Source organism: Pseudescherichia sp. (genome assembly GCF_031979925.1).
In the GTDB taxonomy this organism is placed as follows: Bacteria; Pseudomonadota; Gammaproteobacteria; order Enterobacterales; family Enterobacteriaceae; genus Pseudescherichia.
Map to the genome: position 1 here is coordinate 88,847 of NZ_DALZFB010000004.1, position 20,898 is coordinate 109,744.

The following is a 20,898-nucleotide window of genomic DNA, read 5'->3' on the forward strand; positions in this document are numbered from 1 at the left end:
ACTTCCTCAACCTTGCCAGTGGCCGTCGGCAAACCACGCCGCAGCAGAGTGAAGGCATCTTTTCCCGCAGGGATGCGCCTTCGTTATAGTTGTTTAAAGGTAGCCACGGTTAAGAGAGGGCGCCAGGCAGGGATGTTGCCAGGTATGTACGGCGGGGCGAGGTTAACGGATCTATATCAGCAGGATCCCTAACGAGGCGGCGACGGGACGCACATCATCGCCGCCGTGCTTCGCCCAGCTATTAATAAAGCTGACAAAATTTTTATCGGTAGTGGCATCCCACTCATTAAAATGCAGCACCGATCGCCAGTAGCGGCTATCGATATAGAACAGCTGTTCGCATAAATAGTAGGAAATTGCCCGCAGTTTAATGTGGCTATCACGGTCCCAGATTTTGGTGATGCTTTTTATTTCAAATACCGGCAGGTTAACGTTAATGAATTCCAGAATATCGCCAGTGGTAATACCCTGCGGTACGTCCTTTAACAGTTTTTCGAGACAGGCAGGTATTTCCTGACGAAACGTCTCCAGTGCCGGATGTTTTACAAAGGGTAAATCGTTCCAACTCTGGTAAATATTATTTAGATTGCTAAAGGCGCCGGCTTCACAAATAGCCTCTTCAAACCACTTATGTTTGGTGGCCTTCGCCTTATAAAAGTTACAATACGCGTGGCAGATCTCATGGGAGAGCTGATAAACGATCTCTCCCCAATTTCGCGTATCTTCGACCTTCAGGGTAATAGAGTATCTCTCCCGCTCCTCCCGTGTATTCAGCGGAAAGAAAATCATTGGCGTCTGACTGTCCAGATCGTTCGTAACGACAATATCTTTATCAAGTTCATAGCCCATCATGTCTACAAATGAGCGATAGGTCCCTTCCAGTATGATATGCAACACATCTGAATCGATACCCTGCCACTGTTTCGCATCAGCAATAGCAACGTTCATTCGGGCCATCTTGTCATCCTTTGTCGATGTAATTAACGAACAAGTGATACTTATAGCAACGAATGGAATTCTACACTAATTAAATGGTTTTTGAGACGCGCCACCTGCGGTTGCCGGTGGCGCATTTTTAGTCAGAACGTTTCTTGCGGGATCAGGGTTTCGGCAGGGTTCTTAAGCAGCATCCACAGCAGGATTGCGCCGACCACGTCGAAGCCGGAGAGCACGGCAAACAGCGGGCTAAAACCGACGGTATCGGCCAGCGCACCCACCACCAGCGCAAACAGGGTGCTCGCCGTCCACGCCGCCATGCCGGTGAAGCCGTTAGCGGTCGCCACTTCGCCGGAGTCAAACATATCGGAGGAGAGGGTGATTAGCGCCCCGGAGAGGGACTGGTGGGCAAACCCGCCGACGCACAGCAGGCCAATCGCCACCATTGGGCTGCCGAACAGTCCCACCATGCCTGGCAGGATCATCAGTGCCGCCCCCATGGTGACCACCAGCTTACGGGAAACGATAATGTTAACGCCGAACAGCTTCTGGAATATTCCCGGCAGATAGCCACCCACGATGCAGCCTACGTCGGCAAATAGCATCGGGATCCAGGCAAACATGGCGATATCTTTCAGGCTAAAGCCGTAGGTATGCACCATAAACAGTGGGATCCAGGCGTTGAAGGTTCCCCATGCCGGTTCGGCCAGAAAGCGCGGCAGCGCGATGCCCCAGAACTTACGCTGCTTCAGCAGGCGACCAATGCGCACCTTCTCCACATGCTCTTTCTCCGGCTGTCCACCGGTTATGTAGAGATACTCCTCTTTGGAGAGGGATTTCGCCTTTGCCGGACGGTTATAGGTGAAGAACCAGCCTGCGGCCCATAGCACGCTGGAGACGCCGACGATAATAAAGGCCAGCCGCCAGTCGCGCATAAAGATCGCCCAGGCTACCAGCGGGGGCGCAATCACCGCGCCGATAGAGGAGCCAACGTTAAAGTAGCCCACCGCCACCGAACGTTCCCGGTCCGGGAACCACTCGGTTACCGCTTTCAGCCCGGCGGGGATCATCGCGCTTTCGGCAAAGCCGCCGAGGCCGCGGAAAAACGCCAGGCCTGTCCAGCTGGTAGAGAAAGACGCGCCAATACAGAACACGCCCCACAGCAGGCCGAAGATGGTATAGCCCATTTTGGTCCCGAGCGAATCGAGGATATACCCCGCGATCGGCTGAGCAATGGTGTAGCAGGCCGAGAAGGTAGCAATAATCCAGGAGTACTGCTGCGTGGTGATGTGCAGATCGGTTTGTAGCGTTGGTGCTGCCGCCGAGATAGTGTTTCTGGTTAGATAGCAGAGAACGGTCCCGAGCGTCACCAGCGAAACCATAAACCAGCGCATGTGACCTGTTTTGCGCATACATACCCCTTTTTTAAAGCAATGACTGGCCGACCGCTGCAAAGCAGCGGACAAAGAATCGAATAGAGATAGAGAGGAAAAACGGCGCTACGCAGAACGTCGGAAATGGTTATTGCCCGTTTTTGGGCTGGTATGTGTTATCTAACTCACATTTTTAAGTAATGATGAACCGACGTTTCACTATTTTTCGTGATCTAACTCAATTTAGCTGGCAAGTCGTGCCGGAGGAGTTTTGGTATGTGATCGGAGTCACACTTTAGAGGTAGAGGTAAATGCGGCTATCGCCTGCAAACTGCGCCGCGCTAACCGTAGGCTGGGCAAACGCAGTGCCGCCCGGCATTGTTGCGTCAGCATAGTAACGCCCGGTGGCGCTACGCTTACCGAGCCTACATATCGCACCGTGCCTAACGTAGTGATGGAGAGTTAATACTCATGAATGCTCTTCATAAGCTCATGCTTCTTTGCGCCATTTTTAAATGGGTGGGATCCGCTAACATTTCTGACAGAAATGTCAGGAGGCTGTCAGCCAGCCGTTGGCCGCGCTGACGTAAGATAGCTCATCATGCCGCGCAGCGGCATAGCGAAAAAGGGCACTGCGTATGCGACTGCTGCTGGTTGAAGATGAAGAGAAGACGTCGACCTACCTCAGCCGCGCGCTGGGGGAGTCGGGATTTACCGTCGACGTCTCCGCCAACGGTGCGGAGGGCCTGCACTATGCGCTGGAGTACGACTACGACGCCATCATTCTCGACGTCATGCTGCCGGGAATGGACGGCTACCGGGTGCTGGAGGGGCTGAGGGCCAGTAAGCAGACGCCAGTGCTGATGCTCTCGGCGCGCGGCTCGGTTGATGAGCGCGTAAAAGGGCTGCGTCTTGGCGCGGATGACTATCTCCCCAAACCTTTTTCGCTGATTGAGCTGGTGGCCCGCATTCAGGCACTGGTGCGCCGTCGTTCAACGGAGGGCGCGGATATTACCCAGATCCACATTCACGACCTGCATCTCGATCTGCTGGCCCGCCGGGTATTTCGCGCCGGGGTTCGGCTGGAGCTTACCGCAAAAGAGTTCTCCCTGCTCAGCCTGCTGGCCCGTCACCAGGGGGAGATCCTGTCAAAAATGATGATTGCCGAACAGGTGTGGGATATGAATTTCGACAGCGACGCCAACGTTGTCGAGGTCGCGATTAAGCGCCTGCGCGCCAAGATCGATATGCCATTCGAGGTCAAACTGCTGCATACCGTGCGCGGGATGGGCTATGTCCTTGAGATCCGCTCCTGATTTCCTCCTTAAGCGAGGGCGAAAAGCATGTTTAAACGCGCTATCTCCAGCCATCTGGCGCTGATGTTCGCCATGAGTGCCTTACTCATCGTGGCGGTATTTGGCATTGTGCTGAGAAGCTCGCTGCATGAGTCTCTGCAAAAGCAGATGCACAACGAGCTGCTTTTTCGCGAATCCCTGATGCGGCCCTGGATTGCGTCGCGCACGTCAGCGGAGAGCTGGCCGATACTGGCGAACAAGTTTACCGATCTGGCCAGCTCGGAGGGTGAGCGGGTTCGCTACTGGATCGTCAGTAACGATGCGCGTTTTAGCCTGGGCGGCGCACCACCGGTAGGCGTGAGCTGGGCCTCGCTGAAAGAGGGCGTCAATCAGGTACCGGGAGCCACCGGAGACGCCTGCTCGCTGTTCGTGCTGGTGAAAACGATCCCCGCCAGAGGCGAGCGGCCCGATCTGCGCTATGTGGTGGCTATCGACTCGACCCCCTATATGGGCACGCTGGAGGCCTTCACCCGTACGCTGATTATTATCATCGTCCTGGGGGTACCGATTGTGGCGCTGCTTGGCTTTGCTGTAGCAAGGGTGGGGCTGCGTCCGGTGGGCGCGCTCAGCGATCAGGCTCAGCACCTGGCACCGGGCGATCACGGCCAGCGGCTGGATGCAGAGGCGCTGCCGGAGGAGCTACGGCAGCTGGCGTCATCCTTCAATGGGGTGCTGGAGCGCCAGGAAGTAGCCTGGCGGCAGCTTGAGAGCTTTAACGCCGACGTAGCCCATGAGCTGCGCACGCCGCTCACCAACCTGATCGGTCAGACCCAACTGGGGCTATCCCGCAGACGTTCGCTGGAGGAGCTTGAGGAGCTGCTCGGCTCAAATCTGGAGGAGCTGGAGCGGATGACCTCCATCGTTAACGATATGCTGTTTCTTTCTCATGCCCATGCAGGCGAGCACGCCTCCCAGCTGACTCAGGTCTCCCTGCGCGAGGAGACGCTAAAAACGGCCGAGTACGTCGAACCCTCTTTCGCTGAAAAGCAGCTCTCACTGCAGGTTGAAGGTGATGTGGTTGCACATATCGACCGGCGGCTGTTCCATCGTTCGCTGGCAAACCTTCTGGAGAATGGCGCAAGACACTCTCCGCCCCAGAGCACGGTGATCGTCAGGTTAAGCGAAAGTGAAAAGCAGGCCTGCGTCGCCGTCTCTAACCCCGGCGCTCCTATTGCGCCGGAGCATTTAGAGCGTCTGTTCGAACGCTTCTACCGGGTGGACTCTTCCCGCGCCAAAAGCGATACCCACCACGGCCTGGGCCTGGCGATCGTCCGCGCGGTGGCCATCATGCACCGGGGGGAAGCTTTTGCGCGCAGTGAAGGGGGAGTTAACACCTTTGGACTGACGTTTGCAGTCGCTGCCCCCGATAGCGCCATGACGCATCTCGCGTTAACCGGAATGGTAGAGGGTAAAGCGGCTGACTGGATGGAGAAGGTGAAGGATGAAAAATACCACGCACGTTAAAACCCTTGCGGCAGCGGCCTTGCTGATGTTCAGCGCGAATCAGGCTTTGGCTGCCGCCCCCGTAACTTCAGGAGCATCAGAAATGCAGGAACAACACACCACCGCCGATACGCTCACGGCCCGCCAGCAGGCTATCCCTTTGATTGCGGCGTCTATGGCGGTTGGCAATATGAAGAAGCTCAACGCCGCCCTTAACCAGGGGCTGGATGCGGGCCTGACGGTAAACGAAACCAAAGAGATCCTCGTTCAGCTCTATGCCTACACCGGCTTTCCCCGCAGCCTCAATGCGCTGGGTGAGCTGATGAAGGTGGTCGATGCACGTAAAGCGCGCGGCATCAACGACGCGCAGGGTAAAGAGCCTTCCGCTCCCGTTCCCGTTGGCGATGAGCTTCGGCGCGTAGGCACGGCCAACCAGACCACTATATCCGGCGCGCCGGTGCAGGGGGCGCTGTTTGATTTCGCTCCGGTCATCAACCAGTTCCTGCAAACCCACCTCTTCGGCGATATCTTTGCCCGCGACAACCTGGACTGGCAGAGCCGCGAGCTGGCTACCGTCGGCGCGTTAGCCTCGATGCCGGGCGTGGAGTCTCAGCTGCTGGCCCACGTCAAAGCCAGCCTGCGGGTGGGGCTGAGCGCCGGCCAGCTGCGCCAGCTTGCCCAGGCGCTGCGTAGCAACGGCGATGTCGATGCCGCCGCGCGCGTTGAAAGAGCGCTGGCCGAAGCAAAATAGTTAAAGAATGGAAACTAAATAACAGCCTCACAATTGGAGAATGACGCTATCAAGGTAATTCAAACAACCTTTAGTTAAATAAAGTTAAGTAAAGCCTCGCTATTCTGACAAGGATGTCAGATAACCGTCAGTTTTCCGACAGGCGCACCGCCTATATTCATATCCGAGGGCAGCATCTCATTATCGATGAACATTTATTTTTAACGAGGCTATCGCTATGAAAAAATTAATGCTTGCAGCATTGCTGATGGGGTTTGGTTCATATAACGCAGCCATTGCCGCTGAACCCGTTGTCGATTCAACGGGTAAAGAGAAAATAGGCGTCGTCTCCGCCAGCAACGCTTACTCTCTGGACGATCTGTCAGAGGCGCTATCTCATGAGGCAAGTGAGAAAGGCGCGACCTCCTATAAAATTATCTCGACCTCCGGTGACAACCGGATGCATGGCGTTGCGGAAATATACCGCTGAGCCATGCGTACAATTAATATCCTTATCCACTGGCAACTTAACCGGAGCGTTAGTTTATGGTGAAAACAGAAAATATCATTGAAGATATTGCCAGCTGGATAGAGCATAACTTGCATAAGCCGCTGAGAATCGAAGAGGTCGCCGCCCGTGCGGGTTATTCCAAATGGCATCTTCAGCGGATTTTTTCCCAGGTGATGCATATTAGCCTGGCGCAATATATTCGCGAGAAAAAGCTCAGCCAGGCGGCAAAGGATTTAGTCGAGACCGAAGAGAGTATCATTACCATCTCCTGCAAATACGGTTTTGACTCTCAGCAGTCGTTTACCCGGGTCTTTTCAAAACGTTATCAAATTCCGCCGTCGCGCTATCGTAACGTGAGGCGTGGCGGGATCTAACGAGCGCCCCGCTGATTGCTACTCTTATTGCTAAGTTATAGCATAGTGAAAAGTTCTTTTAATGCTGCTTTTTTCAAAATATGCCATTTACTTCATTCTTTTATTATTTTTTGGAACCGAGTATCGCTTATATGACATTAATATCTATAGCTTAAGCCATTTAAGTTTATGGTAAAGTTTTTGTGCACCTTGAAAATTCATGTGATGCGCATCAAAAAAATCCTCAGGAGTAAAGTCCATATCTGATGACAGATCAATAAAAAAAGTTGATTCACCATCAGATATTGCATCAAAGAAAGTTAATGTTTCATCTCGCATTTCTTTATGATATCTCTCATTGAATAGAGGAAGAAAAGGTTGGATTACAAAAAATATATTACCATTAATCTCTCTGATAAAATCAGTCATCTTAGAAAAAATGATTTTATTAAACTCAGCTACCCCATCCGTATTATAAAATTTAGAGAAATACTGGGTCTCATTGGTGGTCTGCGTGTCACTATAGCTAAAATTATTAATAATTTTTTTGTTTGTAGAACTGTTGCTGTTGGTGAATTTTTCTTGCGCAGATGTTAATGATATAGCTGCCATAAAGTGGGGGATAAATTCTTTTAAAACATACTCCATGGGGTTGCTATAAGAAGTGAAGATATTCTCATTTTTTAACTTATTGCTGCGTGCGCGGTAATCATATTTGATATTGTTAATTTTAAAGAACTGTTTTGCCAAATAAAAATATCCATTAAGCCCTTTTGACAACTCATGGAAAAGTTCGAAATAACCAAGTACAACTACATAATTCTTAATGCCGTATTTTTCATGGCAGTGTTTTATTAAGGCGTGGTTATATGATGCGTCACCACTTGCGATAGACAAGTTTACCGATTGACAAAGCAGTGAGTCAGGCACGCCATAATACGCATACGATGATCCTAAGATAACCTTGCGGATATTTTCACCCTGATCCTTTCGCAAGGTTTGATAGTTTTCATTAATGATTTCAGCCATGCTGTAATAATTTTTTATGGTATTTGTAATGTGCTCGCTGTTAATGATGGAATGATCAAAGCGTTCAATGTTAAGATAACCAATAAAGTGATTTTTATTGAAGTAGGATAAGCCGGAATTATCACATAATAGCACTGGTCTGTTTAATTCCGACAGGCCCTGGTGATCTAAACTAGCTAAGTCCACCTCATCATCTGTATAAATATGCCCATTGCATTTAATGTTATATTCAGATAGCACGCTCTCAATAATATGTTCACTGCTTCTCTTTCCTGCATAAATAAAATCCAGAGGAGCTGCGGTGACATATGAGATCCAAAAGTGGGAAACGTCAACTAAAAAGTCATCCACTTCACTCATTGATGCATTTTTCTCTGATATTTCAATAAGCTTGTTAACAAAATCTATGACATATTTTTCATCTGGCAGGAGATGATGATTAATGATAACCCACTTCTTTATTTCATCAATAGAAGCATCGTCTTTAAGTAAGTAAAGGTTGACGGATAAATCGCGAAGCGTAAGTATAAATGATAATTCCTGACTCATAGCAACCTATTTTATTGATAAACTTACATTGAAAATGATGTCCTGATTTTACTAGAAAGTAATGTTAAATACTGCAACATTTTCGCTAGTCAATGGCATATTTTAGGGTGGCAGAGGAGTTAGAAGAGAGCCGCGAGCTGGGAGTGGAGTCTCAGTTCTAATCAGATAATCCCTCTGCGCTACCGTAGCGTAAGGTGAAGTATGCTAATGTCATGACATGACGGGTGGCGAAAAGGAATTCTGATGTGAAACGCACTATCGGCGGGGTACTGATTCTTCTTTGCGCCCTGTGCCAGCAGGCTCAGGCAATTAATACCGAAGGGCTACAGGCCTTCCTGCAACAGGAGGAGACGCGCCTGCCAGGTAAGATTGGCATGTCCATCGTCAACGCCGAGGGCCAGTCGATTTTTGGCTACCGTCAGAGTGAACGTTTCCCCTTAACCAGCACTTTTAAAGTACTTGCCTGCGCCGCGCTACTCGACCGTCTGCACAAAACCTCTGGCTCGCTGGATGAGACGGTCACCATTAAGCCTGACGAGCTGCTGAGCTACTCTCCGATCACCAAAAACTATGTTGCCCCGGCGACCATTACGCTGCAAACCCTGTGCGTGGCGGCGGTGAGCTATAGCGATAATACGGCAGGCAACAGCATTTTGACTTACCTCGGCGGCCCCGAAGCGGTGACGCGCTTTATGCGTGAGAGCGGCGATACCATCACCCGGCTGGATCGCACCGAACCCACACTCAACGAAGCCACGCCAGGAGATGAGCGCGATACCTCAACGCCGGAACGTATGGCAGCAGGGGTGCATAAGTTGCTGGCAACGCCGCTGCTAACCCCCTCGCATCGAACGGTGCTGCAAGGTTGGATGCGGGAGGATAAGGTTGCCGACAACCTGCTGCGCGCCGCTCTGCCCAAGGGCTGGACCATCGCGGATAAGACTGGCGCAGGCGGCTACGGCTCAAGGGCTATCATTGCCGCTGTGTATCCCACGGGGGAAAAGCCTGTCTATATGGCGATCTACATAACCCAGACGGATGCCGCGATGAATGTGAGCGATGGGGTGATTAAAAAGATTGGGGAAAGGGTGTTTCGGTGAGCGTGTAAGTAAGGCTTACAGGTTGTGTTTCGACTGTTTCGAATATTGCTAGTTTCGTTTATTTCGATTAACCTCTGAGTTATTGAGTATATCGAGGACTATCGACATGACCGCAACGCTAACTAATCTTAATCTTCCTGATTCTCATGAGAGTGAGCTGGCCCAGCGTGGTCAACGGGAACTGGCAGCTTATCTCTCTACAAAGCTGCAAACCCAGCGGATCTCCATCATGGGTGAGGATGATAAAACCCACACTATTGAATTACCAACAAGTGCAATGACGATGTTAGTGGAGGTTCTGGGTGAGCTTGCTGCCGGTAATGCGGTACAGATTGTGCCGGTTCATGCCGAACTCACTACGCAAGAAGCTGCAAATATCCTGAACGTATCCCGGCCACATATGGTGAAACTTCTTGAAGAGGGTAAGCTACCTTTTCACAAAATTGGGCGTCACCGCCGGGTTTCGTTTGCCGATCTGATGGAATATAAAAAGAGACGTGAAAATGAAAGTCTGAATGCGATGCAGGCTTTGGCAGATCAGGCGCAGGATACAGGGATGTATTAATGAGGCATTCGCCATATCCGGTAGTATTAGATGCATGTGTACTTTACCCTGCGAGACTCAGGGATCTACTGATGCATCTTGGCCTTGTAGGCTTATACCAACCGAAATGGAGTAGAGATATACACCATGAGTGGTGTAGAAATTTGTTGAAAAAAAGATCGGACATCCAGGCACAAACGCTTGAGTACATCGTTAAATTGATGAATCAGGCGCTGCCTGATGCAAATATCACTGGTTATGAGTATTTAATTGAAGGGTTAACCCTTCCAGATATTAATGACCGACATGTCCTTGCAGCGGCTATTCGTGCAAAAGCAGAAGTTATAGTCACACTGAATCAAAAAGATTTCCCCACTGAGTTTCTAGCTCCATTCAATATCGAAGCTCTTCATCCCGATGAGTTTATCTCTGATCTGTTCGATCTTAATCATGCTCTGACACTTGAGGCAGTGAGAAGACAGCGGCAGTCCCTCAGGCGTCCTCCCATAAACGTGGAAGAATTTTTAGCAATGTTATTAAAGCAAGGGTTAACTAGAACGGTTAAAGCTTTAGAAGGGTATGAACGTATCCTTTAAAAACCTTTATCGGATAGACAGATAAATACCAGTATGTGATTTATTGATTAAATCCATAAGCAATGCTTTCTATTTAATATTAAGATAGATTAACTGGCTTTTATCTTTTTCAAGCTGTGAAATTAGATATATAAGAAAATAGCGTAGAAATTTATTGATTTTGGCGGAAGATCACAGGAGTCGAACCTGCCCGGGGCCGCTGGCGGTCCCAACTGGATTTGAAGTCCAGCCGCCTCACCGGAGACGACGATCTTCCGCGCCTGCATTGCTACATGGAGGCGGGCGCATTATAGCTACTTTCCTGCCTTTACACACATCTATTAGCGCTTTTTTCACTATCCCGTTTCGTTGCCACCCGCCGCTTTGATTAAAAACCCTATAGTTTCCGAAAGTTACAATCGAATTCGTCTTTTTAGCCTACCGCGATCACAGAAAACAAGAATCGTAATCTGATAACCAGAAAACGGAATACCCGCGTTGAGGGGGATGGTTTACAACGACTGCAACCGGTCTCAGAACGTTTCCTTACCTGAAGGATAAGAAAAATGAAGAGTCAGATTATTTCTGTAAAGGAGAAGATTGGCTACGGCATGGGCGACGCCGCCAGCCATATCATCTTTGATAACGTCATGTTGTACATGATGTTTTTCTACACCGACATCTTTGGTATTCCTGCGGGCTTTGTTGGCACCATGTTCCTGCTGGCCCGCGCGCTGGACGCCATCTCTGACCCCTGTATGGGTCTGATCGCTGACCGTACCCGCAGCCGCTGGGGCAAGTTCCGTCCGTGGATATTGTTCGGCGCAATCCCCTTCGGCCTCGTCTGTGTACTGGCCTACACCACGCCGGATCTCAGCCACAGCGGCAAGCTGGTCTACGCCGCCGTCACCTACACGCTGCTGACGCTACTCTACACCGTGGTTAATATTCCCTACTGCGCCCTCGGCGGCGTGATCACCAATGACCCAACCCAGCGTATCTCGCTCCAGTCCTGGCGCTTCGTGCTGGCGACGGCGGGCGGTATGCTCTCCACGGTGCTGATGATGCCGCTGGTAAATCTGATCGGCGGCGAGAATAAGGCGCTGGGCTTCCAGGGCGGTATTGCAGTGCTCTCGGTGGTGGCGTTCCTGATGCTCGCCTTCTGCTTTTTTACCACCCGCGAGCGCATCCAGGTGCCGCCGAGCACCACGCCCATGCGGGAAGATCTGCGCGATATCTGGAACAACGACCAGTGGCGCATCGTCGGATTCCTGACGCTGTTGAATATCCTCGCGGTCTGCGTACGCGGCGGGGCGATGATGTACTACGTCACATGGATCCTCGGCCAGCCGGAGGTGTTCGTCGCCTTCCTCACCACCTACTGCGTCGGCAATCTGATCGGCAGCGCGTTGGCGAAGCCGCTTACCGACTGGAAGTGCAAGGTTAGCGTCTTCTGGTGGACCAACGCGGCGCTGGCGGTGCTGAGCGTGGCGATGTTCTTCGTGCCGATGAGCGCCAGCATCACCATGTTTGGTTTTATCTTCGTGATTGGCGTTCTGCACCAGCTGGTGACGCCGATCCAGTGGGTCATGATGTCCGACACCGTCGATTATGGCGAGTGGTGTAACGGCAAACGCCTGACCGGGATCAGCTTCGCCGGCACATTGTTTGTGCTGAAGCTGGGCCTCGCTCTCGGCGGGGCGGTGATCGGCTGGGCGCTGGCGGGCGGCGGCTACGATGCGGCGGCGAAAGCGCAGAACGGCACCACGATCACCATCATTATTGCCCTCTTTACCCTCGTCCCGGCGGTCTGCTACCTGCTGAGCGCCATCGTTGCCAAACGCTTCTACACCCTGAAAACCCCATTCCTGACCGCCATGATGCAGCAGCTCGCCGTGGGCGCACGCCGCAACCAGCAGGAGTTTGGCCAGGAATCGATCGGCAAAGAATTAACGCATTAAAAGGAACAGAACATGAAAATCAGTGACGGAAACTGGCTTATTCAACCCGGCCTTAACGTGATCTCTCCTGTGCAGGTCTTTGACGTAGAGCAGCAGGGCAGCGAGCTGTTGATCCACGCCGCCCCACGTGACGTGCGCGAGCGGACGTGGCAGCTGGATACCCCGCTTTTTACCCTGCGTCTCTTCTCGCCGCAGGAGGGCGCGATCGGCGTGCGGATGGAGCACTTCCAGGGCGCGTTAGATAACGGCCCACACTACCCGCTGCACGTGCAAAAAGATGTAGAGATTGAATTACAAAACAACGAGGCGTTTGCATCCCTGACCTCCGGCAACCTTACCGCGCGCGTGACCAAAGGCGAGACGTGGTCGCTGGATTTTCTGCGCAACGGCGTGAGGATCACCGGCAGCCAGCTGAAGAACAGCGGCTACGTGCAGGATGCGCATCACGGGAAAAACTACCTGTTCGAGCGGCTGGATCTGGGTGTCGGAGAGGCTGTCTATGGCCTGGGCGAGCGCTTTACCGCCCTGGTGCGCAATGGCCAGACGGTGGAGACCTGGAACCGCGACGGTGGCACCAGCACCGAACAGGCGTACAAGAATATCCCTTTCTATCTCACCAATCGCGGCTACGGTGTGCTGGTGAACCATCCCGAGTGCGTCTCCTTTGAGGTGGGATCGGAGAAGGTGTCGAAGGTGCAGTTCAGCGTTGAAGGTGAGCATCTCGAATACTTCGTGATTGACGGCCCGACGCCAAAGGATGTCCTGAACCGCTACACGCAGCTGACTGGCCGCCCGGCGCTGCCGCCTGCCTGGTCGTTTGGCCTCTGGCTGACCACCTCGTTTACCACCAACTACGACGAGGCCACGGTAAACAGCTTTATCGACGGCATGGCCGATCGCAATCTGCCCCTGCACGTTTTTCACTTCGATTGCTTCTGGATGAAGGCCTTCCAGTGGTGCGATTTTGAGTGGGACCCGGTGACCTTCCCGGATCCAGAGGGAATGATCCGCCGCCTGAAGGCGAAGGGGCTGAAAATCTGCGTCTGGATCAACCCCTACATCGGGCAGAGGTCGCCGCGCTTTAAGGAGCTGAAGGAGAAGGGCTACCTGCTTAAGCGCCCGGATGGCTCGCTCTGGCAGTGGGATAAGTGGCAGCCGGGGCTGGCAATCTATGACTTTACCAATCCTGAGGCCTGCCGCTGGTATGCCGACGAGCTGAAGAAGCTGGTGGCGATCGGCGTTGACTGCTTCAAAACCGACTTTGGCGAGCGCATCCCTACCGACGTCCAATGGTTCGACGGCGCCGATCCGCAGAAGATGCACAACCACTATGCCTATATCTACAACGAGCTGGTGTGGAACGTCCTGAAAGAGACGGTAGGTGAGCGCGAGGCGGTGCTGTTTGCCCGCTCGGCTTCAGTAGGCGCGCAGCAGTTCCCGGTGCACTGGGGCGGCGACTGCTACGCCAACTATGAGTCGATGGCGGAGAGCCTGCGCGGCGGGCTGTCGATTGGTCTCTCCGGGTTTGGCTTCTGGAGCCATGATATCGGCGGCTTTGAGAATACCGCTCCGGCGCACGTCTATAAGCGCTGGTGTGCGTTCGGGCTGCTCTCCAGCCACAGCCGCCTGCACGGCAGCAAATCCTACCGCGTGCCCTGGGCCTATGACGAAGAGTCCTGCGACGTGGTGCGCCACTTTACCCAGCTGAAGTGCCGCCTGATGCCCTATCTCTACCGCCAGGCCGCGCTGGCTCGTGAGCAGGGTACGCCGATGCTGCGAGCGATGATGCTGGAGTTTCCTGACGATCCGGCCTGCGACTACCTTGACCGCCAGTATATGCTCGGCGACGCCGTGCTGGTTGCGCCGGTCTTCTCCGAGGCGGGCGATGTGCAGTTCTATCTACCCGAGGGGCGCTGGACGCACCTGTGGCGCAACGATGAGCTACAGGGCAGCCGCTGGCACAGACAGCAGCACGACTTTATGAGCCTGCCGGTCTATGTGCGCAACAACACGCTGCTGGCGCTGGGGAGTAACGACCAGCGGCCGGACTACGCGTGGCACGAGGGAACCGCCTTCCAGCTCTTTGCCCTTGAGGATGGTCACGAGGCCACCTGTGAGGTGCCGGGTGACGACGGCGCAGTAATATTTACCCTGAAAGCGAAGCGCGAGGGTAATACGCTGCGCGTAGTGGGTTCCGGCGAGGCGCAGCGCTGGACGCTCTGCCTGCGTAACGTAACGCAGGTCGGCGGCGTGCAAGGCGGTACATCCGCTGGCAGCGAGTGGGGTGTGGTGGTGAGTACCGAAGGAAATACGCTCTCGATCGAGCTGTAGGCCCGGCAAGCGTAGCGCCACCGGGCGATGTGTTTATTGCACGATTTCGCCGTTGCGCATCGTCTGGGTGAGTTGCTGTTTCATAACGTCGATCGCTTTCAGCTCGCCGTTGACGGTTGGCTTCAGCGGTGCTTCGGCATTGACCCTGCCGGTAGCGGTGAGCTGGATATTACCGCCGCCGGAGAGGGGCAGTGCGGGCCAGCCCCACTGCTGCAATATGCTGAGCGGAATGCCGCGTCCGTTGAGGTTAACGTTCACCTGCCGCTCCGGTCCCTGCGAAACGGTAGCGGTTCCCTCCAGCAGGCCCTGGCCGGTAAAGGCACTCAGCTCGCTGATGTTGACCGTGCTGCGGTCGGCAGCCAGCGCTAGCGAAGGTCGGCGGACGTCAACGCGGTTAAAGGTTGCGGCAGCGGCGTTGAGCTTGGCGCTGCCGCCCCACACGCCCCACTGGCGATCCCTTGCCAGCTGTAAGTTTGCACCGTAACCATCCAGGGCGGTGATCTGCCACGGAAACGCAGGATCGATATCGATCACCAGGTTACGACTGGCACTAAACCTTTTTAGCGTTACGCTGTTCAGCCAGCCGGGGAGCCGATCCATCCACAGCTGTTTCCAGTTAGCTGGCAGAGTATATTCCAGGCCGGCTATCGCCGCGTCGTCCAGCACCAGCGCTTTGCCATCTCGCAGCCAGTTGCCCGAGGTACGCACCATGCCGCCTTCCCAGCGGGAGGTGAACTGGCGCAGCGCGATGCCCTGCGGGGAGAACTCGGCGTTAAAAATCGGATCGAAGAGGTGCAGCGAGCCAAAGATAAACTCGCTGGCGTTCATTGCCAGTCGGCCATCCTCGCTCTGCCAGTCGCCCTTCGTCAGGGTCAGAGCGCGAGCGCTGAGGTCGAGATCGGTCACCGCCCAGTCCGGCCCCTGTAGGCGAGCATCGGTCACCTCAAGACGGCCAATCTGTAACGAGGGCAGAGTAGTCAGCGGGGCGAAGAAATCGGTCAGGGATTTATCACTCTGTAAGCGGATATCGTTCAGGCGCAGGCTATCGACAATCCAGCCCCCGTCGGCGGTGCGACGGGCCGTGCCGGTGAGCGAGCCGCGCGCCATATCCGCGCCAATCGTGCTCAGGGTCACGTCACTGTTATCGATGCTGCCCTGAATCAGCACGTTGCTGACGGGGACGCCGTTCAGCGTCATCGAGCCGGCGCTGAACTGGATCTGCGCTTTGCTGCCCATCACGTTGCCTGCTACCGGCTCCCAGGGCGTGATGCCGCCGGTTACCCGTTGGGCGCTGAGATCCCAGCCGGTGGCCGGGCTGTTAAAGGCCATATCGCTCAGCAGCAGGCGGTCGGCCTTGAGCGGCAGCGGCGCGGTGGCAGGCGAGAGGTTGAGCGTTCCCTCCTGAAGCAAGATAGTGTCCGCGTGCAGGGGATCGGTGAGCTGGCGGCTGCTGAAGCCGATGTCCACGCTCTTCGCCTCCAACGTCGCAGGCTGGCCTTTGCGGCCAAAGTTGACATTTTTGAGCAGCAGATGGGAAGGTGAAGAGAAACGATGATCGGCGGCGTCAAAGGCGAGGTGATAGTCGGTATTGCTGCTGACCCACTTGCCGACCTGCGTTGCACCCCAGCGCGTCTGAACCAAAAAATAGCAGGCCAGGAGCACCAGCAGCAGGGCGATCGCGATGTAGAGCAGCACTTTTCCAATCAGTTTCATGGTCTTCCTTCCCGGTGAGCATACAAGGAGTTTATGCACGATTTATGCGCAATGCTCAAGGAAGGAATGGTGAGACAGTGTTACGGCGGCAGCGGATAAATACCGCTGCCGCGAGGGGAACTAGTTCTTCTCTGGCGGGAAGACGAGGTTCAGCACGATAGCGGTAATACCGCCTGCGGCAATGCCGGAGGAGAGCAGGTTTTTCAGCCAGTCAGGCGCAAACTGCAGGATCAGCGGCTGCTGGGAGACACCGAGGCCAACCGCCAGCGAGAGGGCGATAATCATGATTGCGCGGCGGTTCAGCGGCTCGCGGGAGACGATACGCACCCCGGAGGCGGCGATGGTGCCGAACATCACCAGAGTCGCACCACCGAGCACCGGCTCAGGAATGTGCTGGACGAAGCCGCTCACTGCCGGGAAGAGGCCGAGCACAATCAGCATCAGCGCCACGATAAAGCCTACGTAGCGGCTGGCAACGCCGGTCAGCTGGATCACGCCGTTGTTCTGGCCGAAGCAGGAGTTCGGAAAGGTATTGAACACCGCCGAAACAAAGGAGTTCAGGCCGTTAGCCAGCACGCCACCCTTCAGACGCTTCATATAGAGCGGACCGGAGACCGGCTGCTCAGAGACGTCGGAGGTGGCGGTGATGTCACCGATGGTTTCGAGGGAGGTGATCATGAATACCAGCATCAGCGGCAGGAGCAGGCTCCAGTCGATGCCCAGGCCGTAGTAGAGCGGAGTCGGGATCATGATCAGGTCGCTGCTGGTCGGGGCGCTGTTCTGCGGCAGCATGCCCATCCACCAGGCCAGCAGGTAGCCTACCGCCATGGCGATCACCAGTGAAGCCACGCGCAGGTAAGGGTTACGCTGGCGGTTCAGCAGGATGATCACAGCCAGCACCACGCCCGCCAGCAGCAGATTTTTCGGTGCGCCGAAGGTGTGATCCGCCATCGCGCCATAGCCGCCGCCGATGGAGGTCAGGCCGACCTGAATCAGCGACAGGCCGATAATCATCACCACCACGCCGGAGACCAGCGGGGTGATCACCCGACGAGCCAGGTGCAGCACGCGGGAGATGACCATCTCTGTGCAGCTCGCCAGCATCAGGGTGCCGAACAGCGCCGCCATCATCGTTGGGACGTCCGCGCCACCGGTTTTTAACGCCGTGCCGCCCATGATCAGGGGGGCGACGAAGTTAAAGCTGGTGCCCTGAATAGAGAGCAGACCTGAGCCCACCGGACCCCATGCCTTAATCTGAATAATCGAGGCCACGCCAGAGGCGAACAGCGACATGCTGATGATGTGCTGCGTGTCCTGCGCGGGCAGGCCCAGCGCCTGGCAGATCAGCAGTGCCGGAGTGATGACCGCAACAAACATCGCCAGCAGGTGCTGGCAGGCGGCAAAAAGGGTTTGCGCCAGCGGCGGGCGATCTTCCAGGCGGTATATCAGTTCGCTGTTATGTGGCTGCGCAACCGGTTGCGCATTTTCTGACTCGACGGTGTTAACGGACATCTCAGGCAATTCCACGGTGGAAAAGCGGGCATTTTAGCTGAGCAACTCATAAAAGCAAACGATTGCATTTATAAATTTTACAAGGTGTTTCCAGGAGGGGTTATCAGGCGTTGGAATAACGCTCGGTTTCCGGCATCCAGCGTTCGATAAGCGCAGCGGCCTGCTCCGGGTAGCGTTCATGAATATGGCGGGCGAGGCGCTGTACTTCAGGGATCATTGCCCGGTCGCGCAGCAGGTCGGCGACCTTAAACTCGGCGTTGCCAGTCTGACGGGTACCGAGCAGCTCGCCGGGACCGCGGATCTCCAGATCCTTTTGCGCAATTATAAAGCCGTCGTTGCTGTCGCGCAGCACCTGCAAACGCTTTTGCGCAGTTTTAGAGAGCGGGGATTTGTAGAGCAGCACGCAGTGAGAGGCAACCGCGCCCCGGCCAACGCGGCCTCGCAGCTGATGGAGTTGCGCAAGGCCAAGACGCTCAGGGTTCTCAATAATCATCAGGCTGGCGTTGGGGACGTCTACGCCCACTTCAATTACGGTGGTCGCTACCAGCAGATGCAGCTCGCCCTGCTTGAACGCCTGCATCACCGCCTGCTTCTCGGCAGGCTTCATGCGGCCGTGGACCAACCCAACGTTCAGCTCCGGCAGGGCCAGCTTCAGCTCATCCCACGTTGCTTCGGCGGCCTGGGCCTCCAGCAGGTCAGACTCTTCAATCAGGGTACAGACCCAGTAGGCCTGACGGCCTTCGGCAGTGCAGGCATGACGCACGCGATCGATAATTTCGCTGCGGCGCGTATCGGCAATCGCCACGGTGGTGACCGGGGTACGTCCCGGCGGCAACTCGTCGATCACCGAGGTATCGAGATCGGCGTAGGCGGTCATCGCCAGGGTACGGGGAATGGGGGTGGCGGTCATGATCAGCTGATGCGGATGGAAGCCCTGCTGCTGGCCCTTCTCCCGCAGCGCCAGCCGCTGGTGGACGCCAAAGCGGTGCTGCTCATCGATAATCACCAGCGCCAGGCCGTTAAACTGCACCTGCTCCTGGAATATAGCGTGCGTACCGACCACCATCTGCACCTGACCGCTGGCAATCGCTTCCTGTTGCGCAAGGCGGGCCTTGCCCTTCTGCTTGCCCGCCAGCCAGCCCACTTGGATTCCCAGCGGTTCAAACCAGCTGCGGAAGTTATTGGCGTGCTGCTCGGCCAGCAGCTCGGTGGGCGCCATCAGCCCCACCTGCTTACCGTTGGCGATAGCGCGTAATGCGGCGAGAGCGGCCACCAGCGTTTTACCCGAGCCAACGTCGCCCTGCACCAGGCGCATCATGGGGATATCCAGCGCCATATCGTGTTCGATCTCTGCCGTGACCCGCGCCTGTGCAGCGGTTGGCTTAAACGGCAGGGCCGCCAGCAGCTGATTTTTTAACGTATCGTTGGCCTTCAGCGACTGGGCATGGAAACGCTGCGCCCCAGCGCGTAACGCCAGCATACTGAGGTTGTGCGCCAGCAGCTCTTCCAGGATCAGGCGGCGCTGGGCAGGGTGCTGGCCGTGCTCTAAATCGGTCAGCTGTAGCGTCGGCGGCGGACGATGCAGGGTGCGCAGCGCCTCCGGCAGGGTCATCATCCCCTGTGCCAGCTCAGGCGGCAGCAGCTCTGAAATGGCGCAGGTGTCGAGCAGATCCAGCGCCTGATCGGTCAGCTTGCGCAGCGTTCCCTGCTTGATGCCTTCGGTAGTGGGGTAGACCGGCGTCAGAGTTTCCTGAAGTTCCGGGGTGCTGAGATCGCCCTGAATGCGGTACTCAGGGTGGATCATCTCCGCGCCATACTTGCCGCGCTTCGCTTCGCCGTAGGCCAGCACGCGGCGGCCTGGCGAGAGGCTGTTTTTCATCGCCGCGTTAAAGTTGAAAAAGCGCATCGTCAGAATGCCGCTGCCGTCGCTGATCTGGCAGGTCATCATCTTACGGCCGCCAAAGGTAACGTTGCTGTTCAGCACTTCGCCCTCAACCGTGGCATAGACGCCCGGCAGCAGGTCGGCAATAGGGTAGAGATGGGTGCGGTCTTCGTAGCGCAGCGGCAGATGCAGGAGCAGATCCTGGACGTTAACCAGGCCGATTTTAGCCAGCTTGCTGCTTTGCGCCGCGCCAACGCCGGTTAAAGAACTGAGCGGGACAGCATCTAATAACCGACCCTGCATACGCTTACCTTGCCGCCTGCATAGTGGCCCACCACGCGGCGTCGGCTTCTATTTCGCCATGCGCGTTGAGGTCGGGATAGGGGAGCCCTTTCTGCTTCGCCACGCGGGCGAGCACCGGGTAACTGCCTTCAAACAGCAGTCGATGCTGGTCGTCATAATCTATGGTGCTCGTGTCGCGAGCGTACATTCCGGCGTTCTGCCGCTGGCGCTGCGCTTCATAGAGGATCAGCGCAGAGGCCACCGAGACGTTAAGCGACTGCACCATGCCGATCATCGGGATGATAATGTCCTGGTCCGCCAGATCCAGCGCCTCCTGGGTGATACCGGTCTTCTCCTGTCCCATCAGAATGCAGGTCGGGCGGGTGTAGTCGATATCGCGGAAATCTACTGCTTTTTCAGAGAGATGGGTAGCCAGCACCTGCATCCCCTGGCCTTTCAGATGCCCGACGGCATCGGCAATGGTGCGGTGCGTTTTAACCTGTACCCAGCTGTTGCTCCCCGCAGCAGAGGAGGCCATGATGCGCATCCGGTTTTCCGGCCAGACGGCGTGAACTTCATGCAAGCCGACGGCATCGGCGGTGCGAATAATTGCCGAAACGTTATGCGGCTTGTGAACCTGCTCCATGCAGACGGTCAGATCAGGCTGCCGCCTGGCGAGCATCTCACGTATACGCGTATAACGTTTCAGAGTCATAAGG

At 55.3% G+C, this 20,898-nt stretch carries 17 protein-coding genes and 1 tRNA gene; 10 read left to right on the plus strand and 8 right to left on the minus strand.

What is annotated here, in order from left to right; genetic code table 11:
• Positions 1-171: 171 nt before the first annotated feature.
• Together RTM13_RS08785 and RTM13_RS08790 are read right to left on the minus strand one after the other, a co-directional pair.
• Complete coding sequence (locus RTM13_RS08785; RefSeq protein ID WP_312211684.1) at positions 172-957, minus strand: hypothetical protein; 786 nt, start codon at positions 955-957, stop codon at positions 172-174.
• 122 nt (positions 958-1,079) lie between these two features.
• Positions 1,080-2,348 (minus strand): MFS transporter, encoded by a 1,269-nt coding sequence (locus tag RTM13_RS08790; RefSeq protein ID WP_312211685.1) that lies wholly within the window; start codon positions 2,346-2,348, stop codon positions 1,080-1,082.
• Positions 2,349-2,947: 599 nt separating this feature from the next.
• Between RTM13_RS08790 and RTM13_RS08795 the strand changes: the two genes are divergently transcribed.
• The 5 genes from RTM13_RS08795 (at position 2,948) to RTM13_RS08815 (ending at position 6,722) form a co-directional block, all read left to right on the plus strand.
• The gene (locus tag RTM13_RS08795) at positions 2,948-3,625 is read left to right on the plus strand and encodes a heavy metal response regulator transcription factor (RefSeq protein WP_312211686.1); all 678 of its coding nucleotides are present in this window, start codon (positions 2,948-2,950) and stop codon (positions 3,623-3,625) included.
• A 27-nt stretch (positions 3,626-3,652) separates the two neighbouring features.
• Positions 3,653-5,128, plus strand: coding sequence for a heavy metal sensor histidine kinase (locus tag RTM13_RS08800; RefSeq protein ID WP_312211687.1), 1,476 nt, complete (start codon positions 3,653-3,655; stop codon positions 5,126-5,128).
• Positions 5,106-5,858 (plus strand): carboxymuconolactone decarboxylase family protein, encoded by a 753-nt coding sequence (locus RTM13_RS08805; protein WP_312211688.1) that lies wholly within the window; start codon positions 5,106-5,108, stop codon positions 5,856-5,858. Before RTM13_RS08800 ends, RTM13_RS08805 begins: the two co-directional genes overlap by 23 nt.
• Before the next feature lie 217 nt (positions 5,859-6,075).
• Positions 6,076-6,327: a DUF1471 domain-containing protein gene (locus tag RTM13_RS08810; protein WP_312211689.1), complete on the plus strand. Its 252-nt coding sequence runs from the start codon at positions 6,076-6,078 to the stop codon at positions 6,325-6,327.
• A gap of 56 nt (positions 6,328-6,383) precedes the next feature.
• On the plus strand, positions 6,384-6,722 hold the full coding sequence (locus RTM13_RS08815; RefSeq protein ID WP_312211690.1) for a helix-turn-helix domain-containing protein: 339 nt from the start codon (positions 6,384-6,386) through the stop codon (positions 6,720-6,722).
• 144 nt (positions 6,723-6,866) lie between these two features.
• On the opposite strand, the gene RTM13_RS08820 is transcribed toward RTM13_RS08815, so the two are convergent.
• The gene (locus RTM13_RS08820) at positions 6,867-8,279 is read right to left on the minus strand and encodes a hypothetical protein (protein WP_312211691.1); all 1,413 of its coding nucleotides are present in this window, start codon (positions 8,277-8,279) and stop codon (positions 6,867-6,869) included.
• Between the two features lie 245 nt (positions 8,280-8,524).
• On the opposite strand from RTM13_RS08820, the gene bla reads away from it, so the two are divergent.
• The 3 genes from bla (at position 8,525) to RTM13_RS08835 (ending at position 10,519) form a co-directional block, all read left to right on the plus strand.
• Positions 8,525-9,379 (plus strand): class A beta-lactamase, encoded by an 855-nt coding sequence (gene bla / locus RTM13_RS08825; RefSeq protein WP_409456034.1) that lies wholly within the window; start codon positions 8,525-8,527, stop codon positions 9,377-9,379.
• 106 nt (positions 9,380-9,485) lie between these two features.
• The gene (locus RTM13_RS08830; protein ID WP_312211692.1) at positions 9,486-9,944 is read left to right on the plus strand and encodes a helix-turn-helix domain-containing protein; all 459 of its coding nucleotides are present in this window, start codon (positions 9,486-9,488) and stop codon (positions 9,942-9,944) included.
• Positions 9,944-10,519 (plus strand): PIN domain-containing protein, encoded by a 576-nt coding sequence (locus RTM13_RS08835; RefSeq protein ID WP_312211693.1) that lies wholly within the window; start codon positions 9,944-9,946, stop codon positions 10,517-10,519. Before RTM13_RS08830 ends, RTM13_RS08835 begins: the two co-directional genes overlap by 1 nt.
• 161 nt (positions 10,520-10,680) lie before the next feature.
• Here the strand turns inward: RTM13_RS08835 and RTM13_RS08840 are convergent.
• Positions 10,681-10,775, minus strand: a tRNA-Sec gene (locus tag RTM13_RS08840).
• A 289-nt stretch (positions 10,776-11,064) separates the two neighbouring features.
• Between RTM13_RS08840 and RTM13_RS08845 the strand changes: the two genes are divergently transcribed.
• Together RTM13_RS08845 and yicI are read left to right on the plus strand one after the other, a co-directional pair.
• On the plus strand, positions 11,065-12,459 hold the full coding sequence (locus RTM13_RS08845) for a glycoside-pentoside-hexuronide family transporter (protein ID WP_312211694.1): 1,395 nt from the start codon (positions 11,065-11,067) through the stop codon (positions 12,457-12,459).
• Positions 12,460-12,471: 12 nt separating this feature from the next.
• A complete protein-coding gene (gene yicI, locus RTM13_RS08850) occupies positions 12,472-14,790 on the plus strand; it encodes an alpha-xylosidase (protein ID WP_312211695.1) in 2,319 nt (772 codons plus the stop codon).
• Positions 14,791-14,823: 33 nt separating this feature from the next.
• Here yicI and RTM13_RS08855 read toward each other — a convergent pair whose 3' ends face one another.
• From RTM13_RS08855 to trmH, 4 genes are all read right to left on the minus strand, one after another.
• Positions 14,824-16,503, minus strand: a complete 1,680-nt coding sequence (locus RTM13_RS08855; RefSeq protein ID WP_312211696.1) for an AsmA family protein — start codon at positions 16,501-16,503, stop codon at positions 14,824-14,826.
• Between the two features lie 120 nt (positions 16,504-16,623).
• Positions 16,624-18,015 (minus strand): xanthine/proton symporter XanP, encoded by a 1,392-nt coding sequence (gene xanP / locus RTM13_RS08860; protein WP_042393379.1) that lies wholly within the window; start codon positions 18,013-18,015, stop codon positions 16,624-16,626.
• 103 nt (positions 18,016-18,118) lie between these two features.
• Positions 18,119-20,200 carry an ATP-dependent DNA helicase RecG gene (gene recG / locus RTM13_RS08865; protein WP_312211697.1) on the minus strand — a complete coding sequence of 694 codons (2,082 nt, stop codon included), beginning with the start codon at positions 20,198-20,200 and terminating at the stop codon, positions 18,119-18,121.
• 4 nt (positions 20,201-20,204) lie between these two features.
• Complete coding sequence (gene trmH, locus RTM13_RS08870; RefSeq protein ID WP_312211698.1) at positions 20,205-20,894, minus strand: tRNA (guanosine(18)-2'-O)-methyltransferase TrmH; 690 nt, start codon at positions 20,892-20,894, stop codon at positions 20,205-20,207.
• Positions 20,895-20,898: the final 4 nt, after the last annotated feature.

What these genes read in the sequence shown, in the direction of transcription:
- RTM13_RS08815 (WP_312211690.1), top strand. Translation starts at nt 6,384, where the DNA reads ATGGTGAAAACAGAAAATATCATTGAAGATATTGCCAGCTGGATAGAG.
- RTM13_RS08795 (WP_312211686.1), top strand. Translation starts at nt 2,948, where the DNA reads ATGCGACTGCTGCTGGTTGAAGATGAAGAGAAGACGTCGACCTACCTC.
- RTM13_RS08790 (WP_312211685.1), bottom strand. Translation starts at nt 2,348, where the DNA reads ATGCGCAAAACAGGTCACATGCGCTGGTTTATGGTTTCGCTGGTGACG.
- xanP (WP_042393379.1), bottom strand. Translation starts at nt 18,015, where the DNA reads ATGTCCGTTAACACCGTCGAGTCAGAAAATGCGCAACCGGTTGCGCAG.
- RTM13_RS08845 (WP_312211694.1), top strand. Translation starts at nt 11,065, where the DNA reads ATGAAGAGTCAGATTATTTCTGTAAAGGAGAAGATTGGCTACGGCATG.
- yicI (WP_312211695.1), top strand. Translation starts at nt 12,472, where the DNA reads ATGAAAATCAGTGACGGAAACTGGCTTATTCAACCCGGCCTTAACGTG.
- RTM13_RS08830 (WP_312211692.1), top strand. Translation starts at nt 9,486, where the DNA reads ATGACCGCAACGCTAACTAATCTTAATCTTCCTGATTCTCATGAGAGT.
- RTM13_RS08820 (WP_312211691.1), bottom strand. Translation starts at nt 8,279, where the DNA reads ATGAGTCAGGAATTATCATTTATACTTACGCTTCGCGATTTATCCGTC.
- RTM13_RS08855 (WP_312211696.1), bottom strand. Translation starts at nt 16,503, where the DNA reads ATGAAACTGATTGGAAAAGTGCTGCTCTACATCGCGATCGCCCTGCTG.
- RTM13_RS08785 (WP_312211684.1), bottom strand. Translation starts at nt 957, where the DNA reads ATGGCCCGAATGAACGTTGCTATTGCTGATGCGAAACAGTGGCAGGGT.
- RTM13_RS08805 (WP_312211688.1), top strand. Translation starts at nt 5,106, where the DNA reads ATGAAAAATACCACGCACGTTAAAACCCTTGCGGCAGCGGCCTTGCTG.
- trmH (WP_312211698.1), bottom strand. Translation starts at nt 20,894, where the DNA reads ATGACTCTGAAACGTTATACGCGTATACGTGAGATGCTCGCCAGGCGG.
- recG (WP_312211697.1), bottom strand. Translation starts at nt 20,200, where the DNA reads ATGCAGGGTCGGTTATTAGATGCTGTCCCGCTCAGTTCTTTAACCGGC.
- RTM13_RS08835 (WP_312211693.1), top strand. Translation starts at nt 9,944, where the DNA reads ATGAGGCATTCGCCATATCCGGTAGTATTAGATGCATGTGTACTTTAC.
- RTM13_RS08800 (WP_312211687.1), top strand. Translation starts at nt 3,653, where the DNA reads ATGTTTAAACGCGCTATCTCCAGCCATCTGGCGCTGATGTTCGCCATG.
- RTM13_RS08810 (WP_312211689.1), top strand. Translation starts at nt 6,076, where the DNA reads ATGAAAAAATTAATGCTTGCAGCATTGCTGATGGGGTTTGGTTCATAT.